We start from the raw sequence: 21,683 nt of genomic DNA, 5'->3' as shown, positions 1-21,683 counted from the left end.
ACCGACACTGGAAACATGCCTTCCGTTCCGCTCGACGGCGACCCGGTCCCCGCGGACGGCGCCCTGCCCGCCCAGGCCACCGCCGCCGTCGGGCAGCGCCCGTTCGGGTTCTACGTGCACGTGCCGTTCTGCGCCACCCGCTGCGGCTACTGCGACTTCAACACCTACACCGCCGACGAACTGCGATCCCGCGACGGCGGCGCCACCGCCTCCCGCGCAACCTACGCCGAGCAGGCGATCGCCGAGATCGGCTTTGCCCGCCGCGTGCTGGGCACCGCCGACATCCCCGTGAGCACGGTGTTCGTCGGGGGCGGCACACCGACTCTGCTGCCGCCCGAGGACCTGGGCCGTATCCTCGCCGCCATCGACGCCCACTTCGGCCTGGCGCCCGACGCCGAGGTCACGACCGAGGCCAACCCCGAAACCGTCGCCCCCGACTCCCTCGCCCGACTGCGCGCGGCCGGTTTCACCCGGGTCTCCTTCGGCATGCAGAGCTCCCGGCCGCACGTGCTGCGGGTGCTCGAACGCGGCCACACCCCCGGACGCCCCGAGCAGTGCGTGGCCTGGGCCCGGGCTGCCGGGTTCGAGCACGTCAATCTCGACCTCATCTACGGCACCCCCGGCGAGACCGACGCCGACTGGAAGGACTCCCTGCGGGCTGCCATCGGGGCCGGACCCGACCACGTCTCTGCCTACTCCCTGATCGTCGAGGAGGGCACCCGCCTCGCCGCCCGCGTGCGGCGCGGCGAGTTGAGCCCGCCCGACGAGGACACCATGGCCGACCGCTACGTGATGGCCGACGACGCCCTCACCGCCGCCGGGCTGCACGCCTATGAGGTGTCGAACTGGGCGCGCGGCACGGCTGCCCGCAGCCGCCACAACCGCCTGTACTGGACCGGCGGGGACTGGTGGGGTGTGGGCCCCGGCGCGCACAGCCACATCGGCGGAACCCGCTGGTGGAACGTGAAGCACCCCGCCGCCTACGCGGCCCGCGTCGCCGGCGGTGTGAGCCCCGGACACGCCCGGGAGGTGCTCGACGCGGACGCCCGCCGCTTCGAACGCGTCCTGCTGGAACTGCGCATCGCCGAGGGGTGCCCACTGGACCTGCTGGACGACGCGGGACGCGCCGCCGCGGCCCGCGCGGTCGGCGAGGGTCTGCTGGAGGCGGCGGCCCACGCCGAGGGCCGCGCCGTGCTGACCCGCCGCGGACGGCTGCTCGCCGACGCTGTGGTCCGCGACCTCACCTGACCCCGGCCGACCCCGCCGCCAACCTCGGCCCGCCCCGAAAGTGCGCCGACCTTCGCGTTGATGGCTAAGCTGAAAAGACTCTTCGTGTACATCATTCACCGCAGGATCTGACGAGGGATGAGACCATGCCCATCGAAAGCGTCTTCCCGCGACTGGAGACCCTGCTGCCGCGGGTGCAAAAGCCGATCCAGTACGTCGGCGGGGAACTCAACTCCGTTGTCGGCGACTGGGACGCCGCCGATGTCCGCTGGGCGCTGATGTACCCCGACGCCTACGAGGTGGGCGTCCCCAACCAGGGCATCCAGATCCTGTACGAGGTCCTCAACGAGCGCGAGGGCGTGCTGGCCGAGCGCACCTATGCCGTCTGGCCCGACCTGGAAGCGCTCATGCGCGAGCACGGCCTTCCCCAGTTCACCGTCGACGCGCACCGGCCCGTGGGCGCGTTCGACATCCTCGGTGTCAGCTTCGCCAGCGAGATGGGCTATACCAACCTGCTCACCGCGCTGGACCTCGCGGGCATCCCGATGTACTCGGCCGACCGTACCGACGATCACCCCGTCGTGCTGGCCGGCGGGCACTCCGCCTTCAACCCCGAGCCGATCGCCGAGTTCCTCGACGCCGTCGTCCTCGGCGACGGCGAGGAGATCGCGCTGGCCATCACCGAGATCATCCGGGAGTGGAAGCACGAGGGGTGCCCCGGCGGACGCGACGGCCTGCTGCTGCGACTGGCCAGCACGGGCGGCGTGTACGTCCCGCGCTTCTACGACGTCACCTACCGCGACGACGGCCGGATCGAGCGCTACGCCCCCAACCGCCCCGGCGTGCCCTGGACCGTGCAGAAGCACACCGTGATGAACCTCGACGACTGGCCCTACCCGAAGAACCCGGTCGTGCCCATCGCCGAGTCCGTCCACGAGCGCTACAGCGTCGAGATCTTCCGCGGGTGCACCCGCGGCTGCCGCTTCTGCCAGGCCGGAATGATCACCCGCCCGGTCCGCGAGCGCGGCAAGGAGACCGTCAAGAAGATGGTCGACCAGGGCGTGAAATCCTCCGGCTTCCAGGAGGTGGGCCTGCTCTCGCTGTCCAGCGCCGACCACAGCGAGATCGACGGTATCGCCAAGGAGCTGGCCGACAGCTACGAAGGCACCAACACCGGGCTGTCCCTGCCCTCGACCCGTGTCGACGCCTTCAACATCGACCTGGCGAACGAGCTGACCCGCAACGGGCGCCGCTCCGGCCTGACCTTCGCCCCCGAGGGCGGCAGCGAGCGGATGCGCCGGGTGATCAACAAGATGGTCACCGAGGCCGACCTCATCCGCACGGTGACCGCCGCCTACGAGGCGGGGTGGCGCCAGGTCAAGCTGTACTTCATGTGCGGACTGCCCACGGAGGAGGACGAGGACGTCCTGGCCATCGCCCGGCTGGCCGCCGAGGTCATCAAGACCGGCCGCGAGGTCACCGGCCGCAAGGACATCCGCTGCACCATTTCCATCGGCGGGTTCGTGCCCAAGCCGCAGACCCCCTTCCAGTGGGCCGGGCAGACCCCCGCCGAGGTCGTCGACGCGCGCCTGTACAAGCTCAAGGACACGCTGCGCGCCGACCGCCGCTACGGAAAGTCGATCGGTCTGCGCTACCACGAGGGCAGCCCGTCGATCATCGAGGGCCTGCTCTCCCGCGGCGACCGGCGCGTCGGCCGCGTCATCGAGGAGGTGTGGCGCGCCGGCGGGCGGTTCGACGGCTGGAGCGAGCACTTCTCCTACGAGCGCTGGTGCGAGGCCGCTGCCAAGGCCCTCGCCGCCGAGGACGTCGACCTCGACTGGTACACCACGCGCGAGCGGGGCGAGGACGAGGTCCTGCCCTGGGACCACCTCGACGCGGGCCTGGACCGCGACTGGCTGTGGCAGGACTGGCAGGACGCGCTGTACGGCGAGGAGTCGCTGGAAGTGGACGACTGCCGGTGGAACCCCTGCTACGACTGCGGGGTCTGCCCGAGCATGGGCACCGAGATCCAGATCGGCCCGGGGGAGAAGAGAAAACTGCTGCCGCTGTCCGTGGTCTGATGCGGCGGGCCCGAAGCGGTACGCCGCGGATGGGGGGCACGAGGCCACGAAGTCCGGAACCGGCCACGCGATGGCCTGGTGCCGGAGACGCGAGCGAGGTATGGCCCGGCGCCCCGCTCGCGCCGGGCCATACGCACAGTTGGACGGGCGGGGGGCGCGCGAGGTTGGCATGGAATCCCAAAAAACTTCGAAGAAATCTGACTTCGGATCGGATGCCCAGGTCATCCTGGGTATGCGCCATTGGCGGGCCGACGCGCGACTGTGTCGGAAGCAACGGGAGGTCCGCTTTTCAAGTATCGCGTCGAGGGGAACAGCTCTAGGGAGGAGCGGTCCGGGAATGGAGACCCGGAGCGCCCCGCGATACGTCGACCGTGAGCGCCTGATCGGCACTCGCACCGAGCCGCTGGCGCGCGGTACCCGGCGCGCACCGTAGGCTGAATAGGACGTGAATCTCCCAGGTGGGTGTGTCAAGGAGGAATCGGCCACCCGTCCCAGGAGACATCGAGGAAAGGAGTAGCGCTGCCCCCCGCACCTGAGGGCACCACCTCGCCCTCCACAGGACAGGCCGGTCGGCGGCTGCGCGTCCGCTATGCCAAGCGCGGACGGATGCGATTCGCGAGCCATCGCGACATCGCCCGCGCGCTGGAGCGGGCCCTTCGCCGGGCCGGGGTCCCCGTCGCGTTCTCAGCGGGGTTCACGCCACACCCGAAGATCTCCTACACCGGCGCCGCCCCCACGGGGGTGGGCAGTGAGGCGGAATACTTCGAACTCACCCTGGCCGAGCCCCGCGACCCCGGACAGGTGCGTGTCCGGCTCGATGACGCCATGCCCGACGGGCTGGATGTGACCGAGGTCGTGGAAGCGGCGGCGGGTGGTCTCGCGGACCGCCTGGAAGCATCGGAGTGGCAGGTGGAGCTGCCCGGCGTCGACCCCGACGACGCCGCGGCGGCAGCGGCCGCGTTCCTCGCGGCCGAGACCGTCGAAGTGGAACGGCTGACCAAAAAGGGCCGTCGCCGCTTCGACACCCGTTCGGCGGTCGTCCGCCTGGAAGCGGACGAGCGTCCCGCAACGGGACAAGAAGCGAAATATGCCATACTTCGTATGGTTGTTCGGCACACCACACCCGCCGTTCGACCAGACGATGTGGTGACCGGCCTTCGTCAGGTGGCCGGCCTCGCGCCGCTGTCATCACCGGTGATGACCCGGCTGGCGCAGGGACCCCTTGACGAGGCGTCCGACGCGATCGCCGACCCGTTCGCCGCCGAGAACGCGGCCGCCCGCGACACCGGGCGGGAACGGGCCGTACCGGGGAGCGGTACGGCACAGGCCGATGCGGACGGACGCGCGGATACGAAGCCGCGGCCGTCGGCGCCCACGTGGAGCGCACCGGATGTGTGACCTCCACCGGGGAACGTGGGCGACCTCAAACACGGACTTTGCCCCGGTAGCGGCGAAAGCGCTACCGGCGCCGACATAGCGACGACAGTTCTCGCGCGCAGCGGAGGCGGCCGACAGGCCGACCCCGCGCCCGAGGACTCTGACGGGAGACCACCCGGATGCTCGAAAACGAGCCCAACAGCGGTGCCGACGGCACCGCGGGTACAACTGAAACATCGGAAAACGCGACTGGCACCACCGCTGCCGCCTCCAACGGCACGACCGCGCGGACCACGTTCGCGCCGCAGCAGGACGCGGAGATCAAGGTCAGCGGGCCGAGTAAGCGCGGCGGAGCCGCGCGCCAGGCCGGACCGCCGCCGGAGCCGGAACCCGTGTTCACGCCGGGCGCCGCTCCGCTGACGCGGCTGGCCGGTCCAGGCGACGTCGAGGCCGCGCCGGTGGTGGCCAAGACCGCGGTCGCCCGGCAGGTCGTGACGCCGGTCGCCGACACCGGCGCGGGCGCTGCCGACACCACCGGATCCGCGGAGGACGCGGAGGCCGCCGAGCCCGCGCAGGCGGAGGAGAGCGCGCCGCGCAAGCGCGCCCGCAGCCGCTCGGCGAAGAGCGCGGCCACGACGACGCGGGCCTCGTCGCGGACGACCCGCGCGCGCGGCGCGGCCGCGTCCACTCCGGACGCCGACGCCGAGCCCTCGACCAGCGCCGCGCCCTCCGCACGCGACGACGCGGCGACCTCGGCCGACGAGGAGGCCGCGTCCACCGCCTCTTTCCAGCCGCCCATGGTCCTGTTCCAGCCGCCGGTCGCCCCCGCCACGGGCACCGCCGAGACGGCCACGGCCGAGGAGGGCGCCGAGGACACCGAGGCGGAGCAGGCCGAGTCCGAGGAGCCGACCGAGGAAACACGCGGCGAGACAGGCGAGGAGCGGCCGTCCCGCCGCCGACGCCGTCGCGGCGGCCGGGGGCGCGGGAAGTCGCGTATCGGCGAGGAGGAGAGCGAGGCCGAGCGCGTCCCGTCCAGCGCCGCCACGGCCAAGGCGTCGGAGGACGACTCCACCGCGAAGGCCAAGGACAGCGGCGAGGCCGAGCAGGAAGCTGCGGCCGACACCGCTGAGGAGACCACCGGGGGCAGCCGTCGTCGACGCCGGCGGCGCCGCCGTTCCGGCGGTGAGACCGCTGAGGCGACCCCGGACCGCGACGATCCGCCCAACACCGTTGTGCGCGTGCGCGAGCCGCGCCCCGAGAAGCCGATCGAGGACGAGGTCCAGGCCGTCCGCGGTTCCACCCGCCTGGAGGCCAAGAAGCAGCGCCGCCGCGAGGGCCGCGAGCAGGGCCGCCGCCGGACCCCGGTCATCACCGAGTCGGAGTTCCTGGCGCGCCGCGAGGCGGTCAAGCGGGACCTGGTGATCCGCCGCACCGGTGAGCGCACCCAGATCGGCGTGCTGGAGGACGACGTCCTCGTCGAGCACTACGTCGACCGCGCCACCCATCGCTCGTATGTCGGCAACGTCTACCTGGGGCGGGTGCAGAACGTGCTGCCGTCCATGGAGGCCGCGTTCGTCGACATCGGCAAGGGCCGCAACGCCGTCCTGTACGCCGGCGAGGTCAACTGGGACGCGTCCGGCCTGGAGGGTCAGCCCAAGCGCATCGAATCGGTGCTGAAGTCCGGCCAGTCGGTGCTGGTGCAGGTCACCAAGGACCCGATGGGCCACAAGGGCGCCCGGCTCACCAGCCAGATCAGTCTGCCCGGCCGCTACCTGGTCTACGTGCCCGACGGCTCCATGACCGGCATCAGCCGCAAGCTGCCCGACAAGGAGCGCGCGCGGCTCAAGCAGATCCTCAAGAAGGTCATGCCCGAGAACGCCGGCGTCATCGTGCGCACCGCCGCCGAGGGCGCCAGCGAAGAGGAGCTGGAGCGCGACATCTCGCGCCTGGCCGCGCAGTGGGAGTCGATCAAGCGCAAGTCGAAGTCGGCGACCGCGCCCTCGCTGCTGAACAGCGAGCCCGACCTCACCATCCGGGTGGTGCGCGACGTCTTCAACGAGGACTTCTCCAGCCTGGTCGTCTCCGGCGACGAGGCCTGGGACACGGTCCAGGAGTACGTCGAGTACGTCGCCCCGCACCTGTCGGAGCGCGTATCGAAGTGGGACGGAGACCGCGACATCTTCGAGGCCTACCGGGTGGACGAGCAGATCGCCAAGGCGCTGGAGCGCAAGGTGTGGCTCCCCAGCGGCGGCTCGCTGATCATCGACCGCACGGAGGCGATGACCGTCGTCGACGTCAACACCGGAAAGTTCACCGGCCAGGGCGGCAACCTCGAAGAGACGGTCACCAAGAACAACCTTGAGGCGGCCGAAGAGATCGTGCGCCAGCTGCGGCTGCGCGACATCGGCGGCATCATTGTGATCGACTTCATCGACATGGTGCTGGAGAGCAACCGCGACCTGGTGCTCCGCCGCATGCTGGAATGCCTGTCCCGCGACCGCACCAAGCACCAGGTGGCCGAGGTCACCTCGCTGGGCCTGGTGCAGATGACGCGCAAGCGCGTCGGCCAGGGCCTGCTGGAGGCGTTTTCCAGCAGCTGTGAGCACTGCAACGGGCGCGGCCTGCTGGTCTCCGCGGAGCCGGTCGAGCACAAGTCCGGCGGCGCTGTCACCGGCAACGGCAAAAAGAAGAAGGCCAAGGGCGGCGCCGCGGCCGAGAAGGCCGAACCGGCGGAGAAGGCCGCCGAGGAGCCGAAGGCGGAGACGGCGCCCGAACCCGCCGAGGTCCCGGCCGCGGAGGAGACGTCGCCCGCGCCTGGCACCGCGAAGAAGGCCAGGACTAAGGCCAAGACCAAGGCAGCGGACACGTCAGCGGCCGAGGAGACGGCCGCCGCGCCCGCTGCCTCGGCGGAGGAGCCCGACCAGGCGGAGGCACCGGCCGAGGAGCCGAAGAAGGCGGCCAAGACCGCCAAGGCCAAGACCGCCAAGGCGGCTCCGAAGAAGAGGGCGACCACCACCGCCAAGAAGACGTCCCGCAAGGCGAAGAAGGACGAGGAGCAGGCCGCGGACGCGGAGACCGCCGCGCCCGCGCCGGTGGAGGCGGCCCCGCTCGCGGCGGCCGCCGACGGTGCCGGGGAGAGCGGCGAGACCGAGCGCCCGCGTCGGCGCCGCACCCGCCGGACCAAGGCCGCTACCAGCACCGAGTCCCCGGTCGCCGAGGCGGGATAACGGGAGGGTGATCCGGCCGAACCATGCCTACCATGTCCAGTAGGGTCCGGTTCGGCCTGATCACACCCGCAAACGTGTCGGCCGCCGATCGGCGGGTGGTAATCTAAGGGTCGGTGCGTCGGCGCGCCCCAAACGTTCGCGCGCCCGAGACCAGACCTCGATTCCCACGCCCCCACCGCGGGTGCCCGATGGGTACGAGCTGCGGTCAACAGCAGCGCATTTGCTCCTCGCTCAGGCGAGGATTGTCCACGAGCAGGAAGAGAGTTTCCCGGTGTACGCGATCGTGCGAGCGGGCGGCCGACAGGAGAAGGTGTCTGTCGATGACGTCTTGAACATCGACAAGGTCTCCGGTGAGGCCGGCTCGACGGTGACGTGGGAGCCGCTGCTTGTCGTCGAGGACGGCAAGGTCATCAGCGACACCGCTGAGCTGAGCTCCTACAAGGTCACCGCCGAGGTTGTCGGCGAGGCCAAGGGCCCCAAGATCAACATCATGAAGTACAAGAACAAGACCGGTTACAAGAAGCGCCTGGGTCACCGCCAGAACTACACCCAGGTTCGCGTCACCGGCATCGCGGCGAAGTAGGGGGAGGGCTCGACATGGCACACAAGAAGGGCGCATCGTCCAGCCGTAACGGGCGCGACTCCAACGCTAAGCGGCTTGGTGTCAAGCGCTTCGGCGGCCAGTCCGTCAAGGCCGGCGAGATCCTCATCCGCCAGCGCGGCACCAAGTTCCACCCGGGCGACAACGTCGGCCGTGGTGGCGACGACACCCTGTTCGCCCTGGTCGCGGGCAAGGTGGAGTTCGGCAACCGGCGCGGCCGCAAGGCCGTGAACATCGTCCCGACGCCGGCCGCCGCCGAGTAGGTCGGCCCGGAAGGGCGAGAATGCCGACCGCGCCTCACAGCGCGGCGCTTCGACGCCGACGGATACCCCGAAGGGCGGGCCAGGAAATCTGGCCCGCCCTTCGCGCGTTCCACCATTGAACACGTCCTAATCCACGGGGAGAAATCACATGCCGGACTTCGTCGACGAAGCGGTCTTGCATCTCAAGGCCGGTGACGGCGGGCATGGCTGTGCCTCCGTGCATCGGGAGAAGTTCAAGCCCCTCGGCGGGCCCGACGGCGGCAACGGGGGCCGGGGCGGCGACGTCATCCTCGAAGTCGACCCGCAGGTCGCCACGCTGCTCGAATACCAGCGCCGCCCGCACCGCAAGGCCCGCAACGGCACGCCCGGCCAGGGCGGGCACCGGAACGGCGCCAAGGGTGACGACCTGGTGCTCGGCGTCCCCGAAGGCACCGTGGTCACGGGCCCCGACGGCGAGGTCATCGCCGACCTGGTGGGTGCCGGAACCCGGCTCATCATCGCCCAGGGCGGCCCTGGCGGACTCGGCAACGCCGCGCTCGCCTCGCCGCGGCGGAAGGCCCCCGGCTTCGCTCTCAAGGGCGAGGAGGGCGAGTCCGTTGACGTCAAGCTGGAGATCAAGACCATTGCCGACGTCGGCCTGGTCGGGTTCCCCAGCGCGGGCAAGTCCTCACTGATCGCCGCGCTGTCCGCGGCGCGTCCGAAGATCGCCGACTACCCCTTCACCACGCTGATTCCCAACCTCGGTGTGGTCGAGGCGGGCGCCACCCAGTACGTGGTCGCCGACGTCCCCGGGTTGATCCCGGGCGCCAGCGAGGGCAAGGGGCTCGGCCTGGCCTTCCTGCGCCATGTGGAGCGGTGCTCCACGCTCGTGCACGTGCTCGACTGCGCCACCTACGAGCAGGGCCGCGATCCCATCAGCGACCTGGAGTCCATTGAGGCCGAGCTCACGGCCTACAGCGTGCGCACCGAGATCGACCTGACCGACCGACCGCGCATCGTCGTGCTCAACAAGGTGGATGTGCCCGACGGCCGCGAGCTCGCCGAGTTCGTCACGCCCATGCTTCAAGAGCGCGGGTTCAAGGTCGTCCCCGTCTCCGCCGCCACCCGCGAGGGGCTGCGCGAGCTCTCCTTCGCCATGGCCGAGCAGGTCGCCGCGGCGCGGGCCGCCGCGCCCACGCCCGAGCCCACGCGGGTCGTGCTGCGCCCCCGCGAGATCGGCGAGACCCCGTTCGAGGTCGTTCCGCTCGGCGACAACACCTTCCGGGTGCGGGGCGACAAGACCGCGCGCTGGGTGCGCCAGACCGACTTCTCCAACGACGAGGCCGTCGGCTACCTCGCCGACCGGCTCAACCGCCTCGGCATCGAGGAGGCCCTCGCCAAGGCCGGGGCCGTCGAGGGAGCCGAGGTCTACATCGGGACCGAGGAGGATTCCGTGGTCTTCGACTGGGACCCGTCCGTGGACGCCGAAGCCACCCCGATCGGCCCGCGCGGCACCGACTCCCGGCTGGGCTGACGCCGCGTGGGGACCCCTGCTTCCAGCCATCTCGACGCACGGACACGGATGGGAAGTAGAACGACGTGCAGCACGCAACGTCCCACGGGGAGAACGGCACCGCCGAGCGCGCACAGCTGAAGAACGCGCGGCGGATCATCGTCAAGATCGGATCGTCGTCACTGACGACGCCGAAGGGGCTCATCGACCGTGAGCGCATCCGCGAGCTGGCCGATGTGTTCGCGGAGCGGAGGGCCGACGGGACCGAGGTCATCCTGGTCTCCTCCGGCGCGGTCGCCGCGGGTATGAGCCCCCTGGGGCTCGCCAAGCGGCCCCACGACCTCGCCACCCAGCAGGCGGCGGCCAGCGTCGGCCAGGGCCTGCTGGTGGCGCACTACACGCGCGCCTTCGCCGCCCACGGCCTGACCGCGGCCCAGGTGCTCCTCACGGTCGAGGACATGATGCGCCGGGTCCAGCACCGCAACGCCCAGCGCACCCTGCGCCGACTCCTGGACCTCGGCGTGGTGCCGATCGTGAACGAGAACGACACGGTGGCCACGCACGAGATCCGGTTCGGCGACAACGACCGGTTGGCCGCCCTGGTCGCCCACCTGCTGCGCGCCGATGCGCTCCTGCTGCTCTCCGACGTCGACGCCCTGTACGACGGGAATCCGGCGGATCCCGGCGCGCGCCGGATCGTGGAGATCGCTGACCCGCACGATCTGGACGGCATCGACATCGGCAGTGCGGGGCGGCGCGGCGTCGGCACCGGCGGCATGGTGACCAAGGTGGACTCCGCGCGCATCGCCACGGAGGCGGGCGTGCCGACGGTGCTGACGTCGGCGGCCAGCGCCCGCGCGGCACTGGCGGGGGAGAACGTCGGCACGCTGTTCACCGCCTCCAGTCGGCGCCGTCCCTCGACCCGGCAGCTCTGGCTCGCGCACGCGACCGCCGGACGGGGAAGTGTCGTGCTGGACCCCGGCGCGGTGCGGGCGGTGGCCGAGGAGAACGCGTCGCTGCTCCCGGCCGGTGTGGTGAAGGTGGACGGCGAGTTCGTCGCGGGCGACCCGGTGGACCTGCGCGACGAGGACGGCCGCCTGGTGGCGCGCGGCCTGGTCAACTACGACGCGGTGGAGATCCCCGACCTGATGGGGCGCTCGACCCGGTGGCTCGCCCGTGAGCTGGGGCCGGAGTACGAGCGGGAGATCGTGCACCGGGACGATCTGGTGGTGCTCCCCGCCCCAGCGGCCCACTGACACCTCACCCGCACAGCCGCCGGGGCCTCCATCGATCGCGGGGCTGCGGAGGGGCGGGGCGGAGAACCGGTGTCGGGCGCGAGGGCGTCCGCGGCCGCCGGCGGCCCGCCGCGGATCCGGGGTCCTCGGCTGATGCGCGAAGGGACCGAGGCGATTAGGGTGGCGCCATGCGGCCCACCACTCATGAGTACGACACCGAGCTGCTCCACAACGGGGAAGTCGTGACGCTGGGCGGGATGGTGTATCGGGGGCGGACCGTCCTGTCCCCCGGCCCGGACATGTTCCTTCCGCTTGAGCGCTGGGCGCAGGCCGTGGCCGACCAGATCAGCGGCCCGGTTTCCTGGCGGGCGGTCTCCGAGGGCGAAGTCGTGCGCGAGGGGACCATGCACCCGACGCCCTAGGGGCCCGCCGCCGCGCCCGCGATTCCGGGGGAGGGGCGTTCTACAGCCGCCGGGCGCTCTGCGCCCCGCACTTGGAGCAATGGAACTTGCGGTCGGTCCCCAGCACCCAGTCGTGTTCCCCGCCCTGCGGACATGCGGACATTGTTCATCCGCCCTTCCGTCTCTCCTCATACTGGCGCCGACACCCTATCCCCCGAGTTCTGGCCTGTCCCGGATATCGAAAAGGTTCTGGCGTCAGTGCCCGAAACTCGGGCGGACAGGTGAACGCGTTAGGGACGGGACGTGTCGGATCGCCTGAGAAAAAGAAGATTCTCTGCTCCAGATGTTCCTTCTGCGAGGCTCTGTCGGTAACTTCACTCCGTAACGGCTCGAGTCGGTTCAATGGCGCACCGGACCCGTGGAGGAGAAGATGAGGACGGCTTTACCCCCCTCCGCCACGGTGTTTCGGTCGTTGTGTCCGATTTCCCGCGCCCCGGCGCGACGGCGTTCCGGGGAGCCGTCCCCCACAGTCTCCATGCGGAAAGGGACACATTAATGAAGTCCTGGAGTGCACTCGCCTCGACCACGGTGCTCGCCCTCGGCGGCCTCACCTTCTTCGCGGCCCCCGCACATGCCGACCTGGTCACCTCGTGCGTCGGCGTCGGCGGAGCCGTCACCGTCCCGGGTGAGCTGGTCGTCCCCGCGGGCAAGTCCTGCACGCTGGAGGGAACCACGGTCGAGGGTGAGGTCACGGTACGCAAAGGCGCTGACCTGGTGGTCATCGACGGGACCCTGAACTCCAGCGTCACCGTGCGGCACAACGCCTTCCTTGACACCAAGGACACCGAGATCAAGGGCACGGTGACCACCCGCGGCGCCTACGGTGCCTACCTCGACGAGAGCGAGGCCGGCAGGAACGTCCGCACCCTGAAGGGCAGAGGCTCCAAGAACGAGAGCTTCCTCTACACCATCGACAGCAAGGTCGGCGGCAACATCAACGCGACCCACGGCGACGTCTACTTTGTCGGCGCCTCGGTGGGCGGCAACATCGCCAGTAAGGGCACCGAGTACACCGACCTTTACGACACCGAGGTCAACGGCAATCTTCACATCGACGGCAACCGGCTCGGCAGCGTGTTCTGCCACGGCGAGGTGCACGGCAACGCCTCCTACACCGGCAACGTGGGTCCGCTGCAGATCGGCGCCTCCGGCAAGGACGGCACCTGCCGCGGCGTCAGCTACTGGGGCGGCAACGTCGAGGTCAAGGGCAACGCCGGCGGCGCCCTGATCAACGACAACATCATCCGCGGCAACCTCGTCGGGCAGAATAACGACCCCGTGGCCCAGAAGGGCGCCAACAACCGCATCCGCGGCGAGGTCACCGGCGAGTTCGCCGACATGCCGACCTTCACCACCAGAAGCGCGCCCGCCACCGACGAGCGCGCCGACGAGATCGAAGGCAAGGCCAGCGAGCGCCGGACCGCGGCCAAGTCCGACGCCGAGGACGCCGGGAAGGCCTTCTAGAACCAACCGCGTTCCGCTTTTCGGCGACGGGCCCCGCACCGTGCTCGCGGTGCGCGGAGCCGATCGTCGACCGGTCACGTTCGGACCCCCGCTCCGATCGGAGCGGGGGTCCCCACGCTGTGGTGGGCGCCGGGCAGGACGACATCGGGGGAGAGGACCGGCGCGCCCGGGGTCCCACCCCATAAGCTGGCGCATACCACCCCGACGATCCTGGAAAGCGGAACACCACCATGAGTGACATCGAGCGCGAGGTCCACGCCGTCGCCGAGCGGGCCAAGGACGCCGCCGCCGACCTTGCGCCGCTGAGCCGCGCGGTGAAGGACGAAGCGCTGCTCGCCATGGCCCACGCCCTGGTCGAGCACGCCGAGTCCATCGTCGCGGCCAACGCCGAGGACACCGCCCGTGCCCGCGAGAACGGCCAGAGCGAGGCGATGATCGACCGCCTCTCCCTGTCGGTCGAGCGCATCGAGGCGGTCGCCGACGCCGTGCGGGAGATCGTCGAGCTGCCCGACCCGGTCGGCGAGGTCGTGCGCGGCAAGGTCCTCCCCAACGGCCTGGAACTGCACCAGATCCGGGTCCCGCTGGGTGTTATCGGCATCATCTACGAGGGCCGCCCCAACGTCACCGCGGACGCCGCCGCCCTCTGCCTGAAGAGCGGCAACGCCGCCCTGCTGCGCGGCTCCTCCTCGGCCTACTCGTCCAACACCCGCATCGTGGAGGTGCTGCGCGGTGCGCTGGCCAAGACCGGGGTTCCCGTCGACGCGGTGCAGCTCGTCCCCGGCGCCAGCCGCGACTCCGCGCAGGCGCTGATGCGGGCGCGCGGCCTGGTCGACGTGCTCATCCCGCGGGGCGGCGGTGCCCTGATCCAGGCCGTGGTGCGCGATTCCACCGTCCCGGTCATCGAGACCGGCGAGGGCAACTGCCACGTCTACGTCGACGCCGCGGCCGACCTGGACAAGGCGCTGGACGTCGCGGTGAACGCCAAGACGCAGCGCTACTCCACCTGCAACACCGCCGAGACGCTGCTGGTCCACAAGAACGTCGCCGACGCTTTCCTGCCGGACGTCCTGCGGCGCCTGCGCGAGCTGGGCGTCACCGTGCACGGCGATCCCAAGGTCCGCTCCTACGACACGGAGGTCGTCGAGGCCACCGAGGAGGACTGGTCCACCGAGTACCTCTCCGCCGACCTCGCGGTCAAGGTCGTCGACTCCCTGGACGACGCCGTCGCCCACATCCGCCGCTACTCCACCGCGCACACCGAGGCGATCGTGACCGATTCGCAGGCGGCGGCGCGGCGCTTCGTCGCGCGGGTCGACTCGGCCGCGGTCATGGTGAACGCCTCCACACGCTTCACCGACGGCGGCGAGTTCGGCTTCGGCGCGGAGATCGGTATCTCCACGCAGAAACTGCACGCCCGCGGCCCCATGGGCCTGCCGGAGATGACCTCTACCAAGTACGTCGTCACGGGCGATGGCCACGTGCGCTGACGCGGCATGGTGGAGACTGATTCACTGTTTGTCGCCACAGCGTGGGGGAGGTCTTCTACGGTGACGAAAGGAGGTGGGACAAACGATGGTGATGGGTGCCCATACACCTTCGGGTGCTGAGTCAGGTTCGGATACGCGGAGACGTATTGAGAAGACTCCGCAGGCGATCCGGGAGGCCCTGCTTCCGGAGGACGTCGATGCCTTCGACCGTGAGTTCCGTCGCGTCATGAATGAGGCGAAGGAACGACGTGACCTGACCGCGGTCTTCGAATTCATCGACCAGTGGTGGGTCGTCGCTCTCTCTTCCAGGGATCCCGCGGAACACCGCCGTATGATGGAAATCGCTGACCGGCTGAATCGCGGCGAGCCTGTGCACGGCACACCTGCTTCCGAGATTAAAGCCCAGATCGAGGCCTGGTTGGGGCGATAGGTGTACACGGTCAGGCTTTCGGAGATTGCCGCGAAACAGGCCAGTGAGCTGCCCGACGAGCTGCTTGAGGGCAGCCTCCAGTTCCTTGACCTCGTCGCCCTCCACCTGACCTGGGTCGGCTGAGGCGGCGGGAGGGCGATCGAAGGTCGGCGATATCGTTCACCCGATCGCCCTCGCGTCAGGTGTGTCTCACGACCCCGAAGTGGACGAGTTCCCGTCACGACGGCCGGCGCTCTTCCAACGGTCGGCCACGGTGTCGAAGAGCTTGCCGCCCGCGCTGGCCGCGGTGCCCGCGACGTCGCGTAGCGTGCCGAGGAGCGGGTCGTCGGACCGCTCCCAGGACTCCTTGTAGGAGTTGGCGGCACGGCGGGCCTCGTCGCCGATGGAGGCGTCCTTGTCGCTGTCGCGGCGCGGGTAGTCCCCGGCGATGACGCGGCGGTAGGAGCCGTCCTTGATCCAGCGGTCCAGCTCGGCCATGCGGATCACCGCGAACGGGTGGGTCTGGCCCATCAGGCTGACCAGCTTGATCAGGCTGTCGCGGGCGTCGCCGCCGCGCTCGTACTCCTTGGCCTGCTCCAGGAAGGCGTCGGGGTTCATCTCGGCGAGGCGCGACCCGCCGGCCATCTTCATGAGCGCGCGCTTGGCGGCTTCGGGGTCCTGCCCGGCGAGCAGCCCGGCGCGGTCACAGGACAGTTCGGACTTGCGGTACCACTCCTCCAGGGCCGCGACGATGGCGCGCAGGCCGATGTAGCCCAGCGGAATCCAGGCGACGCGCGCGGCGAGCTGTATGAGCGCGAGGAGCATGGTGCGGTAGACGGCGTGTCCCGAGAGGATGTGGCCGACCTCATGGCCCACGACGAACCGCTGCTCTTCGGCGTCGAGCAGGTCGAACAGCCCGGTGGTCATGACGATGAACGGCTTCTGGCTGCCGATCGCCATGGCGTTGGGCTTCGGGTTCATCTGGATATAGAGCTCGGGTACCTCGTCCAGGTCGAGGACGTAGGCGGCGTCGCGCACGTAGTTGTGCACGTCGGGGAACTGCTGTTCGCTCACCCGCACCGAGCTGGAGAGGAACATCAGCCGCAGCGCGCGTTCGTTGAAGAGGCCGGACAGCCGTTTGAAGACCTCGTCGAACCCCCGTAGCGACCGCAGCGCGACCAGCGCGCCTCGGTCGGCGGGATGCTCGTAGGCCCGGGAACTGATGTTTTCGAGGCGGACGCGGGCGCGTTCTGGAGAGTTCGTGGACATGTCGGCAGCCTATGCTCCGGGCTTTCCGATGTCGAGATATGACGCGAATTTCACGCGACTCCGCCGGGTAGGGCGGGGGCAGAAAGCAGGACGAGTCGGCTACTCTCGGCGTTGGTTGACGAAAACCGGCATCGGGGAAGAAACGGGAGCGGTCAAGGTGCCGAACGAAGCAACGAACGCACTGGGCGGCGCACGGCGGCTCGGCGCGCGTCCCAGCCGCGTGGGCATCATGGGCGGTACGTTCGACCCGATCCACCACGGCCACCTCGTCGCGGCCAGTGAGGTCGCTCACCTCTTCCATCTGGACGAGGTGGTGTTCGTGCCCACGGGGCAGCCGTACCAGAAGGACCTGTCGAAGGTGGCCGCGGCCGAGCACCGCTACCTGATGACGGTCATCGCCACCGCGGAGAACCCGCAGTTCCGGGTGAGCCGCATCGAGATCGACCGCGACGGCCCCACCTACACCCTCGACACCCTGCGCGAGATGCGCGGGATGTACGGCCCCGATGTCGAACTGTTCTTCATCACGGGAGCGGACGCGCTGGGCGCTATCCTGAGCTGGCACAACGTCGATGAGCTTTTCGAACTCGCGCATTTCGTAGGCTGTAACCGTCCCGGGCATCGGCTCACCGATACCGGGCTTCCCGACGGAAAGGTCAGCCTGGTGGAGATTCCAGCGCTGGCTATCTCCTCGACGGAGTGTCGGGAGCGCGTCCGCAAGGGCGAACCGATCTGGTACCTGGTGCCCGACGGCATCGTTCGCTATATCAACAAGACCGGGCTCTACCTCGACGATCACATGTCGGGGTAACGGCCCAGGGGAGGCAGCTGCAACATCGTGACCGCCACGGACAGGGCCGTCGAGCTCGTGAACATCGCCGCGGAGGCCGCGGCGGACAAACTCGCCCAGGAGATCATCGCCTACGACGTCAGTGACCAGCTGGTCATCACCGACGCGTTCCTCCTGTGCTCCGCCCCCAACGACCGCCAGGTGCGCTCCGTCGTCGACGAAGTCGAGGAGCGGCTGCGCCAGGCCGGCGCCAAACCGGTCCGCCGGGAGGGGGAACGCGACGGCCGCTGGGTACTCCTGGACTACACCGAGGTCGTGGTGCACGTCCAGCACGAGGAGGAGCGCGGGCACTACGGCCTCGAACGGCTGTGGAAGGACTGCCCGGAGATCAAGCTCCCGGAGACCGCCAAGGGGCAGAGCCGCACCACCGACGACACCTAGGTCGACCCTTCCCGGTCCGGATGACCGGCCCGACCGTCCGGGCACCGCGGCCCGGAGCGACTCCCACCGCCACCGACACTCCCTTAGCCCGCTCACGCTCGATTGTTGAGAGGCAGCCCGTGCCCGAGACCCGCCGTGTCATCTGCTGGCGCCATGGCCAGACCGCCTGGAACACCGAGAAGCGGTTCCAGGGGCAGACCGACATCCCCTTGAACGACACCGGGGTAGAGCAGGCGCGCAGCGCGGCGGCGCTGCTCGCACGGCTGCGGCCGGACGCCATCGTCTCCTCCGACCTGCGCCGCGCCGCCGACACCGCGGAGTGCCTGGCGGCGCGGACCGGGCTGACGGTCGAGCACGACAAAGGGCTGAGGGAGCGGTACGGGGGCTCCTGGGAAGGCCTGACCACAGCGGAGATCCACGAGCGGTGGCCCGAGGAGAACGCCCGGATGGCCATCCCCGACGGGGAGGACATGGAGGCGGTGGGGGAGCGCGTGCAGGAGGCCATCGTGCGCGGCCTGGCCCGTGTCCCGGAGAACGGCCTGTTGGTCGTGGCCAGTCACGGCGCGGCCCTGCGCGCGGGGATCGGCCGGATGCTGGGCCTGCCGACGGAGCTGCGGCAGGCGCTGGGGCCGCTCGGCAACTGCTCGTGGTCGCTCCTCGGGCCGCTGCGCATCGGCGGCTGGCGGCTGCTGGAGCACAACGCGGCCAGCCTGCCCGAGGAGCGCGTCCTCAGTGATGACCGTTGACCCGGTGACCTGGACATTGGGGTGGCGGGTGACGAGCTCCGCCCCGGGCGGCCGGTCATCGTTTCGACGAAAACCCCGGTTTCCGCTATTGTTCGGGGAGTCGGCGGGGTCACCCCCGACGACTCCCATCAGGGGCTATGGCGCAGTTGGTAGCGCGCTTCCATGGCATGGAAGAGGTCTGGGGTTCGAATCCCCATAGCTCCACACATGGCCGAAACGGCCCGGCGAACGCGTCTTCCTCGCTCGCCGGGCCGTTTCGTCGTTGTGGGGGGAGTGTCGCTTCCCGAGCTTGCCACCGGTGATCCGCCGGCGGAGGGACGCCGGTGACGCCGTGAGGGCGGTCAGCGGCCGTCGAGGGCCATTACAGGTAGAGGCCGGTGCCCTGCGTGGGGTGCTCGCTGGCGATGGCGTGGACATCGCGCTCACGCAGCACCAGGTAGCGCTCTGCCTGGAGCTCGACCTCGTGCTGGTCCTCCGGGTTGAACAGCACCCGGTCGCCCGTCTTGACGTGTCGGGCTCCGGTTCCCGCCCCGCAGACCTCACCCCAGACCAGGCGGGTCGCCATCTTCACGGTTTCAGGAATGACCAAACCGGCGCTGCTGCGCCGCTCTCCTTTTTCCGGAGTCTCGCGTACGAGCAGGCGGTCGTGCAGCATCTGTATCTCAAGCTTCGATTCGGACACCCCTCAAGCTTATTGCGTGTCGACAATGTGGCGTGCGGTCCGCGCCGGCCCCCGCACTGGCGCGAGCACCCGCGCGGATCCGGTAGAGTCGTGGTGTCGCCGGGGCGAGAAGCCCGCCGGGCGGCGCCGAATCAGGGGCTATGGCGCAGTTGGTAGCGCGCTTCCATGGCATGGAAGAGGTCTGGGGTTCGAATCCCCATAGCTCCACGCCGCGAGCCGTTTCCGGGTGACCGGGAGCGGCTCTCTCGTTCGCCGGGGGTGCCGGTCCGGCCGTCGCCCGAGGCCCGGGGCTCCACCCCCAGTGGGGCGGGGCCGCGGTACCGGAGAACGGACGCCGCCGAGGTGGTCGGCGCGGCTTCGCGGGTCCGATATACTCGCGGATGTCTCCACGGGGCTATGGCGCAGTTGGTAGCGCGCTTCCATGGCATGGAAGAGGTCTGGGGTTCGAATCCCCATAGCTCCACTCTGAACACCGCAGGCCGACAGTACACTGTCGGCCTTTTTCAGTCTCAGGTGGTCGTGGCTCCCCAAGTAGAGGCGGCCCTCACACATCACCCCGGCCTGGCGGCGCACACCGGATTCCGCGGAGTGCTTTTCTTCCGCGGCCGTGCGCCCCCGGCGAGCTCTCGGAGCGGTCGGCCCAAGGTGAACCCACCGCCGGTATCGGGGTCATGTCGGCCAGCGGGTGTGCAGGCCGTCGATGCGGTAGGGGTGGGTGTGGCGCCGGTGGCCGTTCACGGTGGCGCCATCGTTGAAATGGTCGTGCTCGGGGTCGAGCTCGGGGTGGCCGTGCTCGATAACTTCGGGGTCGTGGGCGGGCCAGAGCCGGGTCGCGGCCACAGCGGCCACGGTGGTGAGCGCGCAGAGAACCGCCAGGGTCGGGGCCATTCCGGTGATACGGCCCAGCTGGCCGGCCAGTGGGTAGCACAGCAGCCAGCAGGCGTGGGACAGGGCGAAGTCGGCGGCGAACAGCGCTGTGCGATCCTGGGGGTGGGCGGAGCGGCGCAGGAGCCTGCCGCTGGGGGTCAGCACCAGCGAGCTGCCCGCGCCGATGACCGCCCACAGCAGGAGCAGACCGGGCCACCGCCACGCCCCGAGGGCGGCGGTGACCGGCACCGCGATCGCCAGAGCGGCGGCCAGGAGCGCCGCGGCGCACAGCATGACCGTGCGGTCGGCGAACCGGTCGAGGACGCGGGGAAGGGCCAGGGCGGCCAGCAGCGAGCCCAGGCCGTAGGCGCCCAGGGCGAGCGCGACGGCGGCCTCGTCGAGGCCCAGCAGGTGACGGACGTAGCCGACCGTGTTGACCAGGACCATCGCCCCGGCCGCGGCGACGGCCAGGTGCACGGCGAGCAGGCCGCGCAGCCGCGGGGTGGACACATAGATCCGGATGCCGCGGGTGGTCGCATCCAGGGGGCGGCCGACGGGCGCGGTCGCGTGCGCCGCGGGCAGCAGGGCCGCGGCCACCAGCAGGGCGGAGGCCGCGAAGCCGATCGCTGTGCCGACGAACAGGTGGTCGTAGCCGACCACCAGCAGCAGGCCGGCGGCAAGCAGGGGGCTGAGCAGACTTTCCAGGTCGTAGGCCAGCCGGGACAGGCTCAGCGCTCGGGTGTAGTCGCGTTCGCTGGTGAGGATGTCGGGGATGGTGGCCTGGAAGGTCGGGGTGAACGCGGCTGAGGCGGCTTGCAGCACGAAGATCAGCACGTAGACCTGCCAGGTCTGGTCCACCCACGGCAGGGCGAGCGCAATCGCCGCGCGGACCGCGTCCAACGCCACCAGCAGCGCCTTGCGGGGCAGGAGTACGGCGAGCGTGCCCGCCAGCGGGCCGACGCCGACGTAGGCGACCATCTTGATCGCCAGAGCGGTGCCCAGCACCGCGCCGGCGTCGGCACCGGCGATGTCGTAGGCGAGCAGGCCGAGGGCGACGGTGGCCAGGCCGGTACCGATGAGCGCGATGACCTGAGCGGCGAACAGGCGTCGGTAGGTGCGGTGGGTCAGCACGGTGAGCATGAGGGCGTTCCGGACCTCCCGGCTGGGACAACTCGGCGATGTCACCATACGACGCGATATGCCTACGCAGCGATATCGCACCAGCGTATGGTGTGCAACTGCGGCCTTCTTGCGCCGCATGGTCGCGGCGCGGCAGGGGTGGCGAGCGCCCGCAGGCGGCGGCCGGGAGGCCATGCGCGACGGTCGCTCCGTGCACCGGATGTCCCGATCCACACCCCGCGGCCTCATGCCGCGGCGGCGAATCGCCTCACCCGTCAGCTCCTTGACCGGGTGACCGGATTGGGCAGTGCGCGGAGGCAGGGGCACGGGGGTGCCGCGCGTGGTCCTGGCGGAGTACCGGGTGTTCCGTAGCGACCGCTTTTCGGAAGGTCGCGTGTCCTACGGCTGTGGGCCCTTTTTCCCGTCGCGGGGGCGAGTGGCCGAT

Annotated in this window: 19 protein-coding genes and 3 tRNA genes; 19 read left to right on the top strand and 3 right to left on the bottom strand. The window is 70.2% G+C overall.

All coding sequences use genetic code 11. The features are described 5' to 3' along the window. Nucleotides 1-15: 15 nt before the first annotated feature. The 13 genes from hemW (at nucleotide 16) to ABD259_RS19195 (ending at nucleotide 15,468) form a co-directional block, all read left to right on the top strand. On the top strand, nucleotides 16-1,248 hold the full coding sequence (gene hemW / locus ABD259_RS19255; RefSeq protein WP_344102573.1) for a radical SAM family heme chaperone HemW: 1,233 nt from the start codon (nucleotides 16-18) through the stop codon (nucleotides 1,246-1,248). Nucleotides 1,249-1,373: 125 nt separating this feature from the next. Continuing rightward, nucleotides 1,374-3,308 carry a TIGR03960 family B12-binding radical SAM protein gene (locus ABD259_RS19250; protein WP_344102571.1) on the top strand — a complete coding sequence of 645 codons (1,935 nt, stop codon included), beginning with the start codon at nucleotides 1,374-1,376 and terminating at the stop codon, nucleotides 3,306-3,308. Between the two features lie 606 nt (nucleotides 3,309-3,914). Further along, complete coding sequence (locus ABD259_RS19245; protein ID WP_412759372.1) at nucleotides 3,915-4,706, top strand: TIGR03936 family radical SAM-associated protein; 792 nt, start codon at nucleotides 3,915-3,917, stop codon at nucleotides 4,704-4,706. Between the two features lie 158 nt (nucleotides 4,707-4,864). After that, nucleotides 4,865-7,912, top strand: coding sequence for an Rne/Rng family ribonuclease (locus tag ABD259_RS19240; protein WP_344102569.1), 3,048 nt, complete (start codon nucleotides 4,865-4,867; stop codon nucleotides 7,910-7,912). A gap of 271 nt (nucleotides 7,913-8,183) precedes the next feature. Next, complete coding sequence (gene rplU, locus ABD259_RS19235; protein ID WP_344102567.1) at nucleotides 8,184-8,495, top strand: 50S ribosomal protein L21; 312 nt, start codon at nucleotides 8,184-8,186, stop codon at nucleotides 8,493-8,495. Between the two features lie 14 nt (nucleotides 8,496-8,509). Further along, complete coding sequence (gene rpmA, locus ABD259_RS19230) at nucleotides 8,510-8,776, top strand: 50S ribosomal protein L27 (RefSeq protein WP_184076060.1); 267 nt, start codon at nucleotides 8,510-8,512, stop codon at nucleotides 8,774-8,776. Between the two features lie 148 nt (nucleotides 8,777-8,924). Then, nucleotides 8,925-10,289 carry a GTPase ObgE gene (obgE, locus tag ABD259_RS19225; RefSeq protein WP_344102561.1) on the top strand — a complete coding sequence of 455 codons (1,365 nt, stop codon included), beginning with the start codon at nucleotides 8,925-8,927 and terminating at the stop codon, nucleotides 10,287-10,289. Nucleotides 10,290-10,354: 65 nt separating this feature from the next. Continuing rightward, nucleotides 10,355-11,524: a glutamate 5-kinase gene (gene proB / locus ABD259_RS19220; RefSeq protein ID WP_344102559.1), complete on the top strand. Its 1,170-nt coding sequence runs from the start codon at nucleotides 10,355-10,357 to the stop codon at nucleotides 11,522-11,524. Between the two features lie 167 nt (nucleotides 11,525-11,691). Continuing rightward, the gene (locus ABD259_RS19215; RefSeq protein ID WP_344102557.1) at nucleotides 11,692-11,925 is read left to right on the top strand and encodes a hypothetical protein; all 234 of its coding nucleotides are present in this window, start codon (nucleotides 11,692-11,694) and stop codon (nucleotides 11,923-11,925) included. 534 nt (nucleotides 11,926-12,459) lie between these two features. Next, nucleotides 12,460-13,428, top strand: coding sequence for a hypothetical protein (locus tag ABD259_RS19210; RefSeq protein ID WP_344164326.1), 969 nt, complete (start codon nucleotides 12,460-12,462; stop codon nucleotides 13,426-13,428). Between the two features lie 230 nt (nucleotides 13,429-13,658). Then, nucleotides 13,659-14,915, top strand: a complete 1,257-nt coding sequence (locus ABD259_RS19205) for a glutamate-5-semialdehyde dehydrogenase (protein WP_344164323.1) — start codon at nucleotides 13,659-13,661, stop codon at nucleotides 14,913-14,915. A gap of 85 nt (nucleotides 14,916-15,000) precedes the next feature. After that, complete coding sequence (locus tag ABD259_RS19200; RefSeq protein WP_344102551.1) at nucleotides 15,001-15,345, top strand: DUF6247 family protein; 345 nt, start codon at nucleotides 15,001-15,003, stop codon at nucleotides 15,343-15,345. After that, nucleotides 15,346-15,468, top strand: a complete 123-nt coding sequence (locus ABD259_RS19195; RefSeq protein WP_344102549.1) for a hypothetical protein — start codon at nucleotides 15,346-15,348, stop codon at nucleotides 15,466-15,468. Between the two features lie 66 nt (nucleotides 15,469-15,534). Here ABD259_RS19195 and ABD259_RS19190 read toward each other — a convergent pair whose 3' ends face one another. Further along, nucleotides 15,535-16,593, bottom strand: a complete 1,059-nt coding sequence (locus tag ABD259_RS19190; protein ID WP_344102546.1) for a M48 family metallopeptidase — start codon at nucleotides 16,591-16,593, stop codon at nucleotides 15,535-15,537. A 157-nt stretch (nucleotides 16,594-16,750) separates the two neighbouring features. Here ABD259_RS19190 and nadD point away from each other — a divergent pair, with 157 nt between their 5' ends. The 4 genes from nadD to ABD259_RS19170 all read left to right on the top strand — a co-directional run bounded on the left by nadD (nucleotide 16,751) and on the right by ABD259_RS19170 (nucleotide 18,774). Beyond that, on the top strand, nucleotides 16,751-17,404 hold the full coding sequence (gene nadD / locus ABD259_RS19185; protein ID WP_412759371.1) for a nicotinate-nucleotide adenylyltransferase: 654 nt from the start codon (nucleotides 16,751-16,753) through the stop codon (nucleotides 17,402-17,404). A 27-nt stretch (nucleotides 17,405-17,431) separates the two neighbouring features. Then, nucleotides 17,432-17,824 carry a ribosome silencing factor gene (gene rsfS, locus ABD259_RS19180; protein WP_344102543.1) on the top strand — a complete coding sequence of 131 codons (393 nt, stop codon included), beginning with the start codon at nucleotides 17,432-17,434 and terminating at the stop codon, nucleotides 17,822-17,824. A 119-nt stretch (nucleotides 17,825-17,943) separates the two neighbouring features. Continuing rightward, a complete protein-coding gene (locus ABD259_RS19175; RefSeq protein ID WP_344102541.1) occupies nucleotides 17,944-18,570 on the top strand; it encodes a histidine phosphatase family protein in 627 nt (208 codons plus the stop codon). Nucleotides 18,571-18,701: 131 nt separating this feature from the next. Beyond that, nucleotides 18,702-18,774, top strand: a tRNA-Ala gene (locus tag ABD259_RS19170). 157 nt (nucleotides 18,775-18,931) lie between these two features. On the opposite strand, the gene ABD259_RS19165 is transcribed toward ABD259_RS19170, so the two are convergent. After that, nucleotides 18,932-19,225 (bottom strand): GroES family chaperonin, encoded by a 294-nt coding sequence (locus ABD259_RS19165; RefSeq protein WP_344102683.1) that lies wholly within the window; start codon nucleotides 19,223-19,225, stop codon nucleotides 18,932-18,934. A 161-nt stretch (nucleotides 19,226-19,386) separates the two neighbouring features. On the opposite strand from ABD259_RS19165, the gene ABD259_RS19160 reads away from it, so the two are divergent. Both ABD259_RS19160 and ABD259_RS19155 read left to right on the top strand, forming a co-directional pair. After that, nucleotides 19,387-19,459: transfer RNA gene (locus tag ABD259_RS19160), tRNA-Ala, on the top strand. A 183-nt stretch (nucleotides 19,460-19,642) separates the two neighbouring features. Beyond that, nucleotides 19,643-19,715, top strand: a tRNA-Ala gene (locus ABD259_RS19155). Between the two features lie 206 nt (nucleotides 19,716-19,921). Here the strand turns inward: ABD259_RS19155 and ABD259_RS19150 are convergent. Next, a complete protein-coding gene (locus ABD259_RS19150) occupies nucleotides 19,922-21,259 on the bottom strand; it encodes an MFS transporter (RefSeq protein WP_344102539.1) in 1,338 nt (445 codons plus the stop codon). Between the last annotated feature and the right edge of the window lie 424 nt (nucleotides 21,260-21,683).

The sequence above is a fragment of the Nocardiopsis rhodophaea genome, assembly GCF_039530945.1.
In the GTDB taxonomy this organism is placed as follows: domain Bacteria; phylum Actinomycetota; class Actinomycetes; order Streptosporangiales; family Streptosporangiaceae; genus Nocardiopsis_C; species Nocardiopsis_C rhodophaea.
The sequence above is the reverse complement of the archived record's forward strand: the minus strand, read 5'-3'. Positions and strand labels throughout refer to the sequence as shown.

Bases quoted from the DNA above. Each gene is read 5' to 3' on its own strand.
- hemW (WP_344102573.1), top strand. From the start codon at position 16: ATGCCTTCCGTTCCGCTCGACGGCGACCCGGTCCCCGCGGACGGCGCC.
- ABD259_RS19250 (WP_344102571.1), top strand. From the start codon at position 1,374: ATGCCCATCGAAAGCGTCTTCCCGCGACTGGAGACCCTGCTGCCGCGG.
- ABD259_RS19245 (WP_412759372.1), top strand. From the start codon at position 3,915: ATGCGATTCGCGAGCCATCGCGACATCGCCCGCGCGCTGGAGCGGGCC.
- ABD259_RS19240 (WP_344102569.1), top strand. From the start codon at position 4,865: ATGCTCGAAAACGAGCCCAACAGCGGTGCCGACGGCACCGCGGGTACA.
- rpmA (WP_184076060.1), top strand. From the start codon at position 8,510: ATGGCACACAAGAAGGGCGCATCGTCCAGCCGTAACGGGCGCGACTCC.
- obgE (WP_344102561.1), top strand. From the start codon at position 8,925: ATGCCGGACTTCGTCGACGAAGCGGTCTTGCATCTCAAGGCCGGTGAC.
- ABD259_RS19215 (WP_344102557.1), top strand. From the start codon at position 11,692: ATGCGGCCCACCACTCATGAGTACGACACCGAGCTGCTCCACAACGGG.
- ABD259_RS19210 (WP_344164326.1), top strand. From the start codon at position 12,460: ATGAAGTCCTGGAGTGCACTCGCCTCGACCACGGTGCTCGCCCTCGGC.
- ABD259_RS19205 (WP_344164323.1), top strand. From the start codon at position 13,659: ATGAGTGACATCGAGCGCGAGGTCCACGCCGTCGCCGAGCGGGCCAAG.
- ABD259_RS19200 (WP_344102551.1), top strand. From the start codon at position 15,001: ATGGTGATGGGTGCCCATACACCTTCGGGTGCTGAGTCAGGTTCGGAT.
- ABD259_RS19190 (WP_344102546.1), bottom strand. From the start codon at position 16,593: ATGTCCACGAACTCTCCAGAACGCGCCCGCGTCCGCCTCGAAAACATC.
- ABD259_RS19165 (WP_344102683.1), bottom strand. From the start codon at position 19,225: ATGCTGCACGACCGCCTGCTCGTACGCGAGACTCCGGAAAAAGGAGAG.
- ABD259_RS19150 (WP_344102539.1), bottom strand. From the start codon at position 21,259: ATGCTCACCGTGCTGACCCACCGCACCTACCGACGCCTGTTCGCCGCT.